Annotated in this window: 17 protein-coding genes; 12 read left to right on the top strand and 5 right to left on the bottom strand. The window is 29.9% G+C overall.

Annotation, left to right across the window (positions count from 1 at the left end; genetic code table 11):
* Positions 1 to 9 precede the first annotated feature (9 nt).
* From KPL51_RS09810 to KPL51_RS09850, 9 genes are all read left to right on the top strand, one after another.
* A complete protein-coding gene (locus tag KPL51_RS09810) occupies positions 10 to 249 on the top strand; it encodes a DUF1292 domain-containing protein (RefSeq protein WP_216160504.1) in 240 nt (79 codons plus the stop codon).
* A 21-nt stretch (positions 250 to 270) separates the two neighbouring features.
* Positions 271 to 447, top strand: coding sequence for a hypothetical protein (locus KPL51_RS09815; RefSeq protein WP_216160286.1), 177 nt, complete (start codon positions 271 to 273; stop codon positions 445 to 447).
* Between the two features lie 146 nt (positions 448 to 593).
* Entirely contained in the window at positions 594 to 1,220 is a 627-nt protein-coding gene (locus KPL51_RS09820; RefSeq protein WP_216160507.1) for an HD domain-containing protein, read from the top strand.
* Between the two features lie 379 nt (positions 1,221 to 1,599).
* Positions 1,600 to 2,469, top strand: coding sequence for a radical SAM protein (locus KPL51_RS09825; protein WP_216160510.1), 870 nt, complete (start codon positions 1,600 to 1,602; stop codon positions 2,467 to 2,469).
* A 67-nt stretch (positions 2,470 to 2,536) separates the two neighbouring features.
* Positions 2,537 to 3,526 carry a biotin--[acetyl-CoA-carboxylase] ligase gene (locus KPL51_RS09830; RefSeq protein WP_216160289.1) on the top strand — a complete coding sequence of 330 codons (990 nt, stop codon included), beginning with the start codon at positions 2,537 to 2,539 and terminating at the stop codon, positions 3,524 to 3,526.
* A gap of 146 nt (positions 3,527 to 3,672) precedes the next feature.
* On the top strand, positions 3,673 to 3,915 hold the full coding sequence (locus tag KPL51_RS09835) for a DUF1292 domain-containing protein (RefSeq protein WP_224854047.1): 243 nt from the start codon (positions 3,673 to 3,675) through the stop codon (positions 3,913 to 3,915).
* A 172-nt stretch (positions 3,916 to 4,087) separates the two neighbouring features.
* The gene (locus KPL51_RS09840; RefSeq protein WP_216160295.1) at positions 4,088 to 4,588 is read left to right on the top strand and encodes a UPF0158 family protein; all 501 of its coding nucleotides are present in this window, start codon (positions 4,088 to 4,090) and stop codon (positions 4,586 to 4,588) included.
* A 145-nt stretch (positions 4,589 to 4,733) separates the two neighbouring features.
* On the top strand, positions 4,734 to 5,309 hold the full coding sequence (locus tag KPL51_RS09845) for a glycerol-3-phosphate responsive antiterminator (protein WP_224854050.1): 576 nt from the start codon (positions 4,734 to 4,736) through the stop codon (positions 5,307 to 5,309).
* 64 nt (positions 5,310 to 5,373) lie between these two features.
* Positions 5,374 to 6,078: an MgtC/SapB family protein gene (locus KPL51_RS09850; protein ID WP_216160296.1), complete on the top strand. Its 705-nt coding sequence runs from the start codon at positions 5,374 to 5,376 to the stop codon at positions 6,076 to 6,078.
* Between the two features lie 235 nt (positions 6,079 to 6,313).
* On the opposite strand, the gene KPL51_RS09855 is transcribed toward KPL51_RS09850, so the two are convergent.
* Both KPL51_RS09855 and KPL51_RS09860 read right to left on the bottom strand, forming a co-directional pair.
* A complete protein-coding gene (locus KPL51_RS09855) occupies positions 6,314 to 7,885 on the bottom strand; it encodes a DEAD/DEAH box helicase (protein ID WP_216160515.1) in 1,572 nt (523 codons plus the stop codon).
* 120 nt (positions 7,886 to 8,005) lie between these two features.
* Positions 8,006 to 8,530: a QueT transporter family protein gene (locus KPL51_RS09860; protein ID WP_216160301.1), complete on the bottom strand. Its 525-nt coding sequence runs from the start codon at positions 8,528 to 8,530 to the stop codon at positions 8,006 to 8,008.
* Between the two features lie 345 nt (positions 8,531 to 8,875).
* Here KPL51_RS09860 and KPL51_RS09865 point away from each other — a divergent pair, with 345 nt between their 5' ends.
* From KPL51_RS09865 to KPL51_RS09875, 3 genes are all read left to right on the top strand, one after another.
* Positions 8,876 to 10,126, top strand: a complete 1,251-nt coding sequence (locus KPL51_RS09865; RefSeq protein ID WP_224854054.1) for a M16 family metallopeptidase — start codon at positions 8,876 to 8,878, stop codon at positions 10,124 to 10,126.
* Between the two features lie 2 nt (positions 10,127 to 10,128).
* The gene (gene recX, locus KPL51_RS09870) at positions 10,129 to 10,986 is read left to right on the top strand and encodes a recombination regulator RecX (RefSeq protein WP_224854057.1); all 858 of its coding nucleotides are present in this window, start codon (positions 10,129 to 10,131) and stop codon (positions 10,984 to 10,986) included.
* An 85-nt stretch (positions 10,987 to 11,071) separates the two neighbouring features.
* A complete protein-coding gene (locus tag KPL51_RS09875) occupies positions 11,072 to 12,238 on the top strand; it encodes a transglutaminase-like domain-containing protein (RefSeq protein WP_216160304.1) in 1,167 nt (388 codons plus the stop codon).
* Positions 12,239 to 12,257: 19 nt separating this feature from the next.
* Here the strand turns inward: KPL51_RS09875 and KPL51_RS09880 are convergent, their stop codons facing one another.
* From KPL51_RS09880 to KPL51_RS09890, 3 genes are all read right to left on the bottom strand, one after another.
* Positions 12,258 to 12,614 (bottom strand): tetratricopeptide repeat protein, encoded by a 357-nt coding sequence (locus KPL51_RS09880; RefSeq protein ID WP_216160307.1) that lies wholly within the window; start codon positions 12,612 to 12,614, stop codon positions 12,258 to 12,260.
* A 130-nt stretch (positions 12,615 to 12,744) separates the two neighbouring features.
* Positions 12,745 to 13,545, bottom strand: coding sequence for an ABC transporter permease (locus KPL51_RS09885; protein ID WP_216160310.1), 801 nt, complete (start codon positions 13,543 to 13,545; stop codon positions 12,745 to 12,747).
* Positions 13,526 to 14,272, bottom strand: a complete 747-nt coding sequence (locus tag KPL51_RS09890; RefSeq protein WP_244998059.1) for an ABC transporter ATP-binding protein — start codon at positions 14,270 to 14,272, stop codon at positions 13,526 to 13,528. Before KPL51_RS09890 ends, KPL51_RS09885 begins: the two co-directional genes overlap by 20 nt.
* Between the last annotated feature and the right edge of the window lie 182 nt (positions 14,273 to 14,454).

Here is a 14,454-nt window from a genome sequence, read left to right on the forward strand (position 1 = left end):
GGAATGAATATGATAACTAATGAAATAATAACCGTAGTAAATGAATATGGAAAGAAAGTAGATTTGGAATTGATTGATGCTATTAAAATGGATGGAAATGAATATGTTATAGTCGGGCCTAAGGACTCAGATGAGGCTTATGCTTACAGGTCAGTTGTAAAGAATGGTGAAACAGAATACTCATCCATAGGCGTTGGAGCTGAGTTCAAAAAAGTGTTAGACAAGTATAATGAGCACCAAGCTCAATAAAAATTGATAGGAGGTTTTTATATGAAGAATCGTGAAGAGGCTAATAAAGAAAATCTGCGTGATTATATTAAAAAAGACACAAAGACGCAAAATCAACATTCTAAAAATCAAATAATTCAATCTGTTGAAGAAAGTGCAATTAATGAAAGTGTTTATCAAACTAAAAAAAGTGAGTATGGTGGAGTTAAGTCAGAATAACGAATAGAATTATATCAAAACAAAAGAAGCAGGTGTTTATTATCTAAATATGATAATAAACACCTGCTATTTTTGTTATAATATAATAATAGAAGAATACATAAACACATAAATATTAATAATAAAAAGAGGGGAATTAAGATATGATGAAAATGTTTGAACAATTTGAAAATCATCTAATGGAAGATGAGAAGCCTTCTACATATTTCAATAAAATAATAAATGATGAGAGTATCTTTAATGAATATCCATATACATTATTAAGCTCATTAGTAGACACTGGGCAATCTCCAGAACATCATCCGGAAGGAAATGTATGGATTCATACAATGCTGGTGGTAGATAATGCAGCAAAGGTAAAAGGATTAAGTGAAAATCCCAGAGCATTTATGTGGGGTGCATTATTACATGATTTAGGGAAAGCACCTACTACAAAAATTCGTAAGGGCAAAATAACATCTTATAATCATGACACCGTGGGTGCAGAGCTTTGCAGAAAATTTCTTGAGATATTTACAGAGGACGAGAAATTTATTAAGCAGGTTACATCTTTAGTTAGGTGGCATATGCAAACTCTCTTTGTAATGAAAAATCTACCTTTTGGGGATGTTAAAAGTATGTCAAAGGAAATTTCTATCAAAGAAATCGCCATGTTGTCACAGTGTGATAGACTGGGGAGGGCTAAGCTTAGTGAGAGTAAAATCAAAGAAGAGAAGGAAAATATTAAATCCTTCATTAGAAAATGTGAAGAGGAGTTATCGCGGTTGAAATGAGTTATTAAATAAAAGTATATATTATTACAAATGCATTCACGTCGTTAAGTAATTCTATAATTTATTTTATTCTCAGCTGCTAAAAAATGTAAACTCGCTATGCTCAAACATACATTTTTCCTTACGCAGCTGAGAATAAAATAAATTGTGAATTACTAAACTTGTTCAAATGCATTTTACATAATATATACTTTTAATAATAAAACTCAAATTTCAAAAATTTCAAAAGGCTACTAAGAGGTATCCTTAAAGTCCTAAATTTCTATAAAGACATATGGTATAATTATAGGGTATTCAAGGAAAGTTATTCAGGGAGAGTACAAAAGAACTCATGGCCTGCGGTCATGAGGGGGTTAGATAGATGGAGAGGATGATTAGGGTGAGATATGAAGGGGTAGTATATAGACCACCTAGTGAGGCGAAGAGTCTTATAGTACAAGTTACTATTGGTTGTTCGCATAATGGGTGTAGCTTTTGTGGGATGTATAAAGAAAAGAAGTTTAGGATACGTGATTTAAAAGATATTTTGGAAGATTTAGAATCTGCTAAATTAACCTATGGGATAGTTAAAAAGGTATTTCTTGCAGATGGAGATGCGCTAGTGCTTGAAACTAGTAAATTGAAATCTGTATTGTTAAAAGTTAGAGAATTATTTCCTCAATGCGAGCGAGTGGGAATATATGCTACTCCTAAAGATATTTTAAGAAAATCAATAGAGGAACTTAGGGAGCTAAAAAATTTAGGTATTGGCATTGTGTATCTAGGGGTGGAATCTGGAAGCAATGAAATATTAAAGTGCATAAATAAGGGAGTAACTGCAGGTGAGATGCTTATGGCAGGACGAAAGGTTAAAGAAAGTGGGATAAAGTTATCTACAACTCTTATTTCAGGTATAGGAGGTAGGTCAAAAACAAGTGAGCATGCAATAGAATCTGCTAAACTTATAAGTGCTATAGACCCAGATTATGTAGGGTTTTTAACATTAATGTTAGAGTGCGGAACCCCCATGTATGAAGAGGTACAGAAGTCTATTTTTCATATATTAACTCCTAAGCAAATAATGTATGAGATAAGAGAATTCATAGAAAAGGTAGAAGTTACTAATTGTATTTTTAGAAGTAATCATGCTTCAAATTACATTTCGCTTTCGGGAACATTGCCACAAGATAAGAATTTGTTATTAAGAGACATTGATTTTGCACTAAAAGGCGAGTATAAGTATAAGAAAGAAGATTATAGACAATTATAGATATATATATAATATACAGACTATCTTTTTCAGAGCTTGATAAAACAAAAGAGGGTGTTGAGATCATATGAAAGGAAAAGTTCTTAAGTTACTTAAGGAAAGTGGAAATGAGTTTGTATCAGGTCAAAGGATTAGTGAAGAACTAGGGGTTAGTCGTACTGCCATATGGAAATACATAAATATAATCAAAGAGGATGGCTATGAAGTTGAAGCAATTTCAAGAAAAGGCTATAGAATAATATCCTCACCAGATATACTTACCTTTGAGGAAATTAAAGACTATCTAAGTACAGAGTACATAGGTAAAAATTTGATATACTGCGATTCTATAGGCTCAACTAATTCAAAAGCCAAAGAATTAGCAGAGGGTGGAGAGCAGCATGGCACGGTTATACTAAGTGAAGAACAAACCCAAGGACGTGGGAGGCTGGGCCGAAATTGGGTATCTCCTAAATATAAGGGCATATGGATGTCAATAATACTTAGGCCCAATATAATTACAGAAAACATATCTCAAATAACATTACTTGGAGCAGCAGCTGTTCAAAAGGCTATTATGAAAATGGGTATTAAAACAAGTATTAAGTGGCCTAATGATATAGTGCTTAATAGTAGAAAAGTTTGTGGAATATTAACAGAAATGAGCGGAGAGATAGATCATATTAATTACCTAATTATGGGGATTGGTATTAATGTGAACTTGGATGAAAAAGATATACCAATGGATCTAAAAGACGTTGCCACTTCACTTTTCGCAGAGAGTGGAAAACATATTGATAGGAAGATTTTAATTGCTAATGTATTAAACAGTTTTGAAGAATTATATAGCGCTTTTGTGCGAAATGGAAATATAAAAGAAACTATAGGTATTTGTAGGAAAAACTCCATACTTATAGGAAAAGAAATCCAATTAATTAATAGAGGAAAAATAACAACAGTTAAAGCAATAGATATAAGTGATACTGGTGAATTAGTTATAGAAAATGCACAAGGAATGATAGAACATATTGTTTCAGGGGAGGTTTCTATAAGAGGAATATATGGATATGGTCAATAAGAAAAAATTATTCATTTTAAATAAAATTATTAGTACACTATAAAAATACCTAAGTTTAAAATATACTTAAAATCTATGTTTTTATATAGACATAGTAGCTTGATTAAAGGTATAATATTATTATTAAGTTTGAAAGGAGAATGTTTATGGAAGAAAATAAAATTATATCAATGATGGACGAAGATGGAGAAAAGGTTGATTTTGAATTAGTTGAAATTATTGAATTAGATGAAAATAAATATGCTTTATTAGCTCCTATAGGAGAGGAAGAGGATGCTTTCGTCTACAAGATAGAAACAGTAGAGGGCAAAGATCAATATATTGCAGTAGAAGATGAAGAAGAATTTGAAAGAGTATTAGAAGAATACGAATCAACTTTTGATGAATAAATAACATAGCCAATAATTAATATAGCCAATAGACCGTAAAGGTTTATTGGCTATATTATTATAAATGTTTTGTTTTAGGATAAAATAGAGATAGGCACATGTAATAGATTAAAATACTGACTTATGATTTATTTCAATGTGACTTTATTGCATGGGAGGAAAAATTTTAAATATGGGAAAAATTAATATAATAGATATTGATATGCAAGCACTTATAGAAACAATTTCACATGAAGATGATAATTTAGGGAAAAGTTTTTTAGACACACATACTGGTGAGGTTATATATATTCCTACAGAAGTGAGTGAAGCCTTAGAAAATGGGAATTTAAAAGACGAGACTTTCGATACTTGGCTTAAAGAATTTGTTATGGTAGCCATACTTATTAGTGAAGATGAGGTTAACAGATATTTGAGTACACCTCTTATAGATGAAGATTTTTATATAAGTGCAATGAAGAAATATGTTAATAATATAGTTAATAATTCAGATTTAAAACAAGAATTACAAAAGGCTTTAAATAGTAAAGATCCCGTAAAGAAATTCAAACACGTTTTAATGGATAAAGAAAATAAAACTGAAGATTGGTATAAGTATGAAGATAGTTCTATAGCTGAATTTGCCAGAAATTGGTTAAAATCAAATGGAATTGAGCTTAAGTATTTAAATTAAATCAGAAAAAACAGCCAATTTATTGTTTCTTCTTAAACCATACCCTTTTGAAATAATTAAGCTTAGTGTGATATAATTAATTCATATAAAATGTTGGTTTTATGAATTTTTAAAACTAAATATGGTTTAAATTATAATAATAGGAGTGAGAATTATTGAAAATGAATTTTATGATAGGATCCGAGAAAATCCAGTAATTGCAGCAGTAAACAATTTAAAAAAGTTAGAAAAAGCTATAAAATCTCCTTGCGAAATTATTTTCTTGCTTACAGGAGATATTTTCAATTTACAAGAACTTGTTAATCATGTAAAGGCAAGTGGTAAGAGTGTATTTGTGCATTTGGATCTAATTGAAGGGTTTTCAAGAAATGTATGTGCACTAAAATATATTAATGAAATTATTGTGCCAAATGGAATTATTACTACTAAAAGTAGTCTTATTAGAACTGCAAAGGAAATGGGGTTATTTTCTATACAGAGGCTTTTTATGTTAGATGCATTATCATTACAGAGTGGTATAAATTCTATTAAAACCATAAGACCTGATGCAGTAGAAATATTACCTGGAATTATGCCAAGGGTAACGAAAACAATTAGCACGGAAGTAAATATTCCTATAATTACTGGTGGGCTAATTTCAGACAAAGAAGACGTGATTGCTAGTATTAAGGCAGGGGCAGTTGGTATTTCAACAAGCAAAGAGGAAATATGGTATATGTAATCATGCATATATTAGCTTATTATTAATTATAATAGAATATGAAAAATTTGTTGGAGGTACATACATGTTAGCATATGAAGTAGCAATAAGGCTCGCTCTTGCAGTTGTAGTTGGTGGCTTGATTGGATATGAGAGGGAAGCTAAAAATAGACCAGCTGGTTTTAGGACGCATATTCTAGTATGTTTAGGTGCAGCCATTACCTCGATGATTCAATTATATTCTATTCAAGATACAACCAATATAATACTGCAGCATCCGGAACTTCAGAATGCTATAAAAGCAGATATTGGAAGGCTAGGGGCACAAGTTATAACGGGAGTAGGATTTTTAGGCGCAGGGACTATTATGCATGAAAAGGGGTCAGTAAAGGGACTCACTACTGCAGCAAGTATATGGACAGTGGCATGTATAGGACTTGCAGTTGGTCTGGGTTATTACACTTTAACTATACTATCAACTATATGTGTTTTTATAGTATTGGTATTTTTTAAGACTTTTGAAGCTAAACTTTTTAAAAACACTAATGTGCTTAAAATAGAAATTCAATATGGAAACAAGAAAAATATGGTGGAAAAATTAGAACAATATTTTGACGGTATGGGCATAAAAGTTAAGACAATAGATTTCTCTATTGATGATGAAGAGGAAAATCCAGATTATAGCACAGCAATATATACGATTATAGCACCAAGACATATTAAGAGCAATAGAATTGTACAGAGATTGTGCACCTTTGAAGAAATATACAAAGCCAATATAGTAGAATAAAAACAAGAATTAGAAATTTGGTTATTTAGACATTATATATATTAGAAATACCTCAACTAACAAGATAAAAATTAATGCATAAAGCAATTTTTTGAATTTATTCATAATTATCACCCCATTTTATATTGTATGTTAAGGGGGGGGATAAAATTATTAAACTTAAAAAAATATGAATAAGAAGTAACAAAATAAAGAGAGCCCTTATTAATAAGGACTCTCTTTTGAGTTAATAAATCTATCTTCTAGATTTAGCAACCTCAATATTTACTTTTCTACTATTTAACTTCTTACCAGAACTATTATTTAAAATAGAATCAACTAAGTTTGAAGGTACATCTAAAAATGAGAATTTATCTAAAATATCGATACGGCCAAGTTCATTTTTATTAATATTAGCTGTTTCGCATAAGAAAGATATAATATCTTTAGTCATAACATCATCCATTCTTCCAATAGAAAGGAATAGTCTAACAGTATCATTTGTCGTTGTTGTAGAATCATCTGCATAGTTATAGTTAACTTCTTTATCGAAAATAATTTTTATAAGAGAAGCGGCTACATCTTCAGCACCAAATTCACTTATAAGTTTTTTTCCAAGTGGAAGGAAGTTTTCATATAAATTTTCGTCTAAAACTAATTTTATAGAATCTAGAATAGTTTCTGATTTAGCAGCAAAAACATCTATTATAGTAGGAACAGTTTTTTTAGTGATTACACTTTTAGTATCACGTTCAATCTGTCTTATAGCAGAAGCTTCTCGTCTTGTAATAAGACTGTAAGCTGTACCTTCTTTACCTGCTCTAGCAGTTCTTCCTATTCTATGTATATATGATTCACTATCTTGTGGTAAGTCATAGTTTATTACATGAGTAACATCTTCTACGTCAATTCCTCTTGCAGCTACATCAGTTGCAATTAAGAAATTTAAATTACCATCTTTGAATTTTTTTAGAGTGTTCATTCTTTGACTTTGTTTCATATCTCCGTGCATACCTTCTACAGTATAACCTCTAGGTTGTAATCCTTCTACTAGCTCATCTACACCCTTTTTAGTTTTACAGAATAGTATAGCAGTCTTGGGAGCATCAACATCAAGAATTCTGCAAAGTGATTCAAATTTATTTTTTGGATTTACTTCGTAATAATATTGCTCGATTTTAGAAACCGTTAGTGATTTCTTTTCAATTGCAATAATCTTCGTTTCAGGATGCATATATTTCTTTGACAATACTTTAATAGCTCTTGGCATAGTAGCTGAGAAAAGTAAAGTCTGTCTATCTTCACTTAAATTACTTATAATACTTTCAATATCTTCAATAAAACCCATGTTTAGCATTTCATCAGCTTCATCTAAAACAAGAAATTTTGCATTTGCAAGTTTTAGTGTACCTTTTCTAATATGATCTAAAAGTCTTCCTGGAGTTCCAACTACAATATCCACGCCTCTTTTTAAAGCAGAGATTTGTCTATCAATAGATTGGCCACCATAAATTGGCAATATTTTTATTCTTTCATGCTTTGCAATGCGTTGAAGTTCTTCTGCAACTTGCACAGCAAGTTCTCTTGTTGGAGATAATATTATTGCTTGAACTTTTCCGTTTGATTTTTCCATCATACTTAAAATAGGTGCTCCAAAGGCTAATGTTTTACCAGTTCCTGTTTGAGCCTGACCTATAATATCAAAGCCTTCTAGTACTACTGGAATAGCTTTCTGTTGAATGTCAGATGGGTATTCAAATTTCAAATCTGTTATAGCTTGCATTACTGAGTCATTTAGTCCTAGTTCATCAAATCTTAATTTTTCAATTTTATTCATTAATTTTTTTCCTCTTTCTTCTTATAAAGTATCAAATACATCTCATATTAAAGTATATACAGAATAACAAATATTAAACTAAAAAAGCAAAATTAAATTGCTTTTCTACAATTATTTAAAAAAATTCCTCAAAATTGAGTTCTTTTCAATAACATAAATAAGAGGTAATCCAATTCCATAACAGCAGACAAATTCTCCCCATGCAACTTGTAACATACAAAGTAAAAGGGGCATGTCTTTAAAATATAAAAGCTTTAACAGTATGCCTATAACAATGGCATTAACTACTACAGCCGGTAATGGAGCAAGTATTCTTTTGAATTTAAGTTTGCTTTTACCAATATAGTAAGTTGAAATCGCGGCTATAAATGTTGCAAGGGAACCGAAAATCATATCCATAATACCTAGTGGACTTATGATATTAGAAACTATACAACCTATTACTAGCCCTGGAATTGAAAAAGATGCAAAGTAAGGTAGGATAGTAAGTCCTTCAGCAATACGATATTGAACAACTCCAAAGCTGAAAAACGACAAGCTTAGAGTTAAAGCTGCATAAATAGCAGCCACCATTGCTGCAAAAACAATTCTTCTTATTTTTACAGAGATAGTTCCTTCATTTAATTTAATATTCATTTTTGTGCCTCCATAGTTTTGTTTTGAGACAGGATGGTTACGAACTGTCTATACGTATTCGACCCGAATTTTAATTGTACTATATAATTCAGTATTAGTCAAATGAAAATATACTATTGTATAGGGAATTAACTCTAGTTTTAAATTGTTATAAGTGATATTGTCGCTAGATTTACTAAAGTCATGGTAGTAGACTTACTATTAAGAGAAGTATAGCAATGAAATAATAAATATTTATTACAAACAAATGGTAATAGGAAATTGAATAAGAAAATAGTCTAAAATCGTTATAAGTATGATATAGTTAATCTATATATATTTATTTTTTGAGTAAAGGAGAAAATAATGAATAAAGAAATTTTTAATACCAAGCAAACACAATTAAGTAATGGAATTAAACTTATTACTATTAAAAAGGATAGTCAAATTTCAGCGGTTCATGCTGGAATAAATATAGGTTCGCTTTATGAAGAAAAAAATGAAAAGGGGATAGCCCATTTTATAGAGCATATGCTTTTTAAAGGAACGGTTAGCAGAACTAATGAAAAACTAAATAGCGAACTGGAAAATTTAGGTGGAGAATATAATGCGTATACGGATTTCAATTGTACAGTGTATAGTGCTACAATTTTAAATGAAGAATTAGAGAATGTAGTAACACTTATGGGAGATATGATTTTAAGTTCAACTTTTCCAAAAGATGAAATTGAAAAAGAAAGGGGAGTTATACTAGCTGAAATCAGAACAATTAATGATGATATTGAGGACTTAAGCTTTAAGAGAGTTAATGAAGTTGCATTCAAATACAGTCCTCTTAGGGAAGATACTATTGGTAATGAAAAAATAATAAAAAAAGTTGCAAGAAAACAGCTTGTTGATTTTTATAATAAATATTACGTACCTAATAATTGTTTTATATCTATTGTATCTCCACTTGAACATGAGGTCATAATAAATATGGTAGAAAAGTATTTTGGAAATTGGAGTAAGAAAAGTTTTGAAAAGAAAAAGATAATATATGAACACAACCAATTTGTAAAAGAAATTTCATATAAAAAAGAAATTGAGCAAAGTACCATACTTTATTTGTATACCTTCAATGGATTATCTAAGGATGAGGAACTAGCACTTAGAATATTAAATTATAAATTTGGAGAAAGTTCTAATTCTATATTATTTAGAGAGCTTCGTGAAGAAAGAGGATTGTCCTATGATGTTTATACTCATTTAGATACTTCAAATAACGTTAAGACGCTATATATTTATACTTCGGTTGCAGAAGAAAATGTAGATGAAGCAATAGAAGTGATTGATACAGCTATTAACAATATTGAAAGTAGAAAAATAGTTTTTGATGATAATACCATAGCCTTAATGAAAAAAATCTTGAAAACTGCTATAGCATCAACCTTAGAGGATTCTACGGATCTTGGAAATTATGTAATTCATCAGGCTATGGATGACGAAGACATATATCAATTTACTGAGGATATGGATAACATGAGCAATATTAAAAGCGAAGATCTATATAATGTTGCTAAAAAAGTATTGCAAAAGCCAACAATTCATATATTTTTACCGGAAAAGCGAGGTTAGTATTGAATAGTATTATAACAAAAATAGAAGTTCAAAAGAAAAATAAGCATAGAGTTAACATTTATATGGATGATGAATATGCCTTTGCTTGTGATGCGCAGCTTGTGTATATTCACAATATAACAAAAGGCAAAACCATTGAAAAAGAGAGTTTACAAAATATAATTGATGAAGACAATTATATTAAGGGGAAAAATGTTGCACTTCATTTTTTGGAAAGAAGCTTTAAATCATCGAGGCAAGTGGTGGATAAATTAACAGCAAAAGAATTTGAGGTTAAAACCATAGATAGAGTAATTGAATTTTTAAAAGAGTATGCATTTATTGATGATAGTAGATTTGTGGAATTATTTATAAAAGAAAAAATAAATTCCAGTGGTAAAAATAAAATAAAATTTACGCTGCTAAAAAAATTACTTCCAAAAGAATTAATTCAGGAAGGTCTGGATAAAATAACCTTAGAGCAGCAGCTTGAAACAGCTTTGAAATTAGGTGAAAAAAGGATAGCAACATTATCTAAGAGTGAAAAAAATATTCAAAAACTTTATAAAAAAACTTCAGACTATTTAGTGCGAAGTGGTTATGATTATGCAATAGTAAATGAGGTTTTGGGTAAAATAACTAAAGATATTAACAGTGAGGAAGCTAAAGAAATAGAGGAAACAGAAGATACGTATGAAGAAAACTATAATAAATTAAAGGAATTAGCGAGCAAAAGATACAACATATTAATTAAGTCTGAGTCTGAGAAAATTAAGCTATATAAAAAGCTAGGAGATTATCTTTTAAGGCGTGGTTTTAAATGGGATATAATCAAAAGAGTATTAAGAGATTTAATTAATGGTGTAGATGAGTTGTAGGTATAAAATCTTCTTTTAGATTCGTTAATATTTAAGCACCGCAGGGGAAGATTTAATTGCATAATTACGAAAGAGGGTGAAATGTTTGTTTAGAGAGCCTATAACTTTAATTTTAGTATTCTTTTTTATATATCCAATAATTAAAGGGTTTATATTTAAATTTTCATCTGAAAATTTGAAGGGAACTGTTCAAGGAATGTCTCAAAGTATCTCTTTTTTGAGCTCATTATTTATAGGAATATATTACACTAAAAAAATTTTCATTCAACATAATGAAGGTACCTTCGAAAAAATATATAACTCTATACCACTAAAAGCTATAGAGTTTGTTAATGATAAACCATTAGTGATTTATGTGTTATTGATGCCACTGGTTGTATTAATAATTTATACAATTATAAATCTTGTAGTCGACCTTATTAGCCGAGTTACTATTTATCCTTTGTTTGATAGCATTGAGGATAGATTAAAGAATAAAAACGGTCATTTTAAAAGAATTGTAGGGGCAATATTTCAAATTCCAAAGGCAATATGTTATGTAATTGTTATTACTTTCATGTTGAATTTTTTATCACTCCTTAAGATAACTGATACATACAACAAGTATTTGGAAGAATCACAAGTATATAATTATATATCTAAACAAGTGGTTATACCACTTACTAACTCAAAACTAGCAAAAAGACTTCCCAATATAGTTAATAATTCCTTTAAGATTGTAGTAAAGGAAGCTAATACTCAGGAGCCTAATGCAGCAAATAAGCAAAGAGTTATTACTTACTATAATGGTATTACATTAGAGGAAGCAATTAAATCCAATGATGAAATCAATCTATTCGCAAACAACCAGGTAAAAGGAAAAAGTGGAACGAGAGAAAAAGCAAGGGCTATTTATAATTGGGTAGGCAGTGAAATAGTTTATGATGATGAAAAAGCAAATAGAGTATTAAATAATGATTTAAAAGTGAAATCTGGAGCTATCCCAACCTATGAATCTAAAAGTGGAATATGCTTTGATTATGCAAGTCTTTTTGTAGCTATGTGTAGGGCTAATAATATAAAGGTTAGAATTATTACTGGCCAAGGATTTAATGGGAATAATTGGGTTAGTCATGCTTGGAATCAAGTTTATGTAGATGGCGAAAATAAATGGATTAATGTAGATCCGACATTTTTAATTGGTGGGAACTATTTTGATAGTAAAAGATTTGTTATTGATCATAAGGAAGACAGTATAGCTGGCGAATGGTAAAAAATAACTCCCTAATTTTTTAGGGAGTTATTTTATAGCTTTTTAATAATAAATTAATAGCTCTTTCACAATCTTCATCTTCATTATTTAGTGACCAAGCAGTGTTGAAGTAATATAATGCTTTTGGCTTGTTAAGGCACATAGCATAGCAATAAGCTAAATTAAAAAAGTATTTGCTTTCCCGTCTTATGGCTATAGCATCATGAAATATAGGTATTGCTTTTTCGTATTCCTTTAAGTGAATAAAGCATACTGCAGTATTATAAAGTGACCCAGCCTCATTATCTTTCATTTCTGCAGCTTTTTTATATAGTGCAATTGCTCTATTATAATCCTTAGTATTGTATATGTCGTTAGCTTTTTGAAAGTAGTCCATTATTTTCCTCCTTACAGTTCTCCGAAGAGTAAAAAAATTGGTTCCTAAATAATGATATTACTATTTAGTATTTAATATTACATATAAATACTACCCAAGGATTATAAATATATTCACTTAATCTAAAAAATTAACTATTTTTATTTACTATTTTTCTTTCTAAAAATGCAACTATTTCATACATTAGGTAAGCTAAAATCGAAAGTATTACTATACTCATCATTACCATATCTAGCTGAGAGATTTGTCCGCCGAAAATTATCAAAAATCCTAAACCGTTCTTGGCTACTAGGAATTCTCCCATTATAACCCCTACCCAGGACAGCCCTACATTGATTTTCAATGCTGAAATAAGATTTGGGATAGATGCAGGAATAATTAGGTTAATTAGTATTTGTAATTTAGAAGCTCCGAAGGTTTTTAAAAGCTTAATTTTATCCTCATCAACTTCTCTAAAGCCACTTAGTATGCTTATTATAGTTACAACTATTGATATTAAAAGAGCAATTACTATTATCGCCTTTATCCCGTTACCTACCCAAAATATAATAATAGGTGCAAGAGCCACTTTAGGTAGTGCGTTTAAAACTATTAAGTACGGATCTAGCACTTTTGAAATAAAATCTGACCACCATAATAGAATTGCAATGAGTGCACCTAAGATTGTTCCTAATACAAAACCTACTATAGTCTCAAAACAGGTTATGAATATATGAGACAGTAATGTGCCCTCTGCATATAGTTGTATAAACGACTTATACATTCTTGATGGGGTGCTTGTTAAAAAAGGATCAATCCAGGAAAGTCTGCCAGCTATTTCCCACAAACTAAAAAAAACAATTAGTATTACGAGTCTTGTAAAAATAACACAGTATTTCTTTGTTTTTACATTTTTTATATAATTTTTGTGCTCATCGCTTTGAATCTGCATTACTATTCAACTCCTTCCAAATTTCATTGAAATAAACTCTAAAATTTGGAGCTTCTCTACGCTTAAGTGGGCATGAAAAAGCTTTTTCAAAATTAAGGGCCATATTTTTAATAACTATAGCAGGTCTACTTGAAAGAATAATAATTTCATCTGACATAGAAATAGCTTCTGAAATATCATGAGTTACCATTATAGTAGTCTTTTTTTCCTTTTTTATAATTTCATAAACTTCGTCACTAATGTTTAATCTAGTTTGATAGTCTAGTGCGGAAAAAGGCTCATCTAAAAGAAGTACTTCAGGGTTTAGTGCTAAAGTCCTAATTAGAGCAACTCTTTGGCGCATTCCACCGGACAATTCCCTGGGATGATGATTTCGAAATTCCCAGAGATTGTAGCTTATTAAAAGATTTTTTACCATATCTATATTTTTATCAGTAATACAGTGGTTAATTTTAAGGCCTAAAAGTACATTGTCCCATATATTTAACCAATCAAATAATTGATCCTTTTGAAACATATATCCAATTTTTGAAAAGCTTGAGTTATCATTATTGCCATTGATCACTATTTTTCCATGTGATGGGGAGGTTAAACCTGCTACTATATTTAACAGGGTGGATTTACCACACCCAGAAGGACCTACAATAGTTAAAAAATGACTTTCTTGAACATTAAATGAGATATCATTTAATGCGGGAGTTTCTGCAGCTTGAGAGTGGTAATTCATGGATACATTATTAATCTCTACTTTAATCACTTTATCATCTCCTTAGAGTTATACTTTAGTATATGACTTTAAATAATGTATTGTTAACGACATTTTAATGGGTTATAATGTTTTATAATTATATGTTAATTTTCTGTAAAAGTAGTTGATATTTACATAAAAATTGAATAATATGTAATTAA

This window comes from Clostridium bowmanii (genome assembly GCF_018861315.1).
Taxonomy (GTDB): Bacteria; Bacillota; Clostridia; order Clostridiales; family Clostridiaceae; genus Clostridium_AD; species Clostridium_AD bowmanii.